This is a genomic window from Hwanghaeella sp. LZ110, from assembly GCF_048892525.1.
Taxonomy (GTDB): Bacteria; Pseudomonadota; Alphaproteobacteria; order UBA8366; family Aestuariispiraceae; genus Pacificispira.
This window is the reverse complement of the sequence record NZ_JBLZHT010000026.1, coordinates 1-1,008: the sequence shown is the minus strand read 5'-3', so window position 1 is coordinate 1,008 and position 1,008 is coordinate 1. Positions and strand designations below refer to the sequence as shown.

Below are 1,008 nucleotides of genomic sequence, written 5' to 3'. Positions count from 1 at the left end.
AATACAGATTTGTCCGTGGCGACCTTCAGGATCTTCCTTGGATTATTGAATTACTGAAGCAGGATCGCATTGATCAGATCGTGCATCTGGGTGCGGTCATGTCGCCGCATCACACAACGCACCCTTACATGCTGTCCAAAATCAATCTCGAAGGAACCTTGAACATCTTTGAGGCTGCAAAGCTTTGCGATGTGGGCCGGGTCATTTTTGGCAGCACCCGTGGTGTTATCGCACGCACGGAAGGTACGCCCTATGGTGCGCCCTATTACGACCCTGTCCCGTCATCTTTTACCGGGCCTCGACTGCCATTGACGATCCTCAAGCGGGCAGCGGAAGACCTGGGGCTTTGCTATGCAAGGAATGGTTTCTTTGAGTTCTGCGCGATCCGTTATGCTGACTTTTATGGTGCTGAGCGCGTCATAAAACCTGAGCGAAGCCAGGCCAGTGTGTTCAACGATGTCATCTTGGCCGCGATTGACGGTTGTTCACTCGATTTGCCCGGGGCGGATCAGGTGTTTGATCCTGTCTACATTAAGGATTGCGCGGCGGGGACCGTTGCCGCCTGTACAGTCGAAAAATTGCCAGCCAGGGTTTATCAACTGGGATCTGGCCGTGGCATTAAGTTTGGTGAGGCCGTAACCCAGGTCTGCGATCATTTTTCTGCGAAAATGATTACTGTGGCACCGGGTTTTAATTTTGCTCCCACTGAAAAAGACCCGAACTATTGTGTGCTGGATATCGAGGATGCCAGGCGGGATCTTGGATACAGTCCAGCCTTCGGGTTGCAGGAAGGGCTGGCCGATTTTGTGCTGACTTTGGAGCGTTATCGAACGTCCGGGGCGTCGTCCGCAGCAATGGTTTCGGCCTGATAGTTTCAAGCAATAGGATTTATAGGTTATGGCGAATTACACAATCTCTGCTGATGCGGGTGGGACTTTTCTGGATCTCGTACTTGTCGATGATACGGGGCGCATCGCCGTTGGGAAGTCCCTGCACACGCCGAACAAT

The 1,008-nt window shown here is 52.4% G+C and carries 1 protein-coding gene; it reads left to right on the top strand.

What is annotated here, in order from left to right:
- The coding region (locus ACOSDM_RS20040) for an NAD-dependent epimerase/dehydratase family protein (RefSeq protein WP_420726308.1) at window positions 1-869 on the top strand (869 nt) is incomplete at its 5' end.
- Between the last annotated feature and the right edge of the window lie 139 nt (window positions 870-1,008).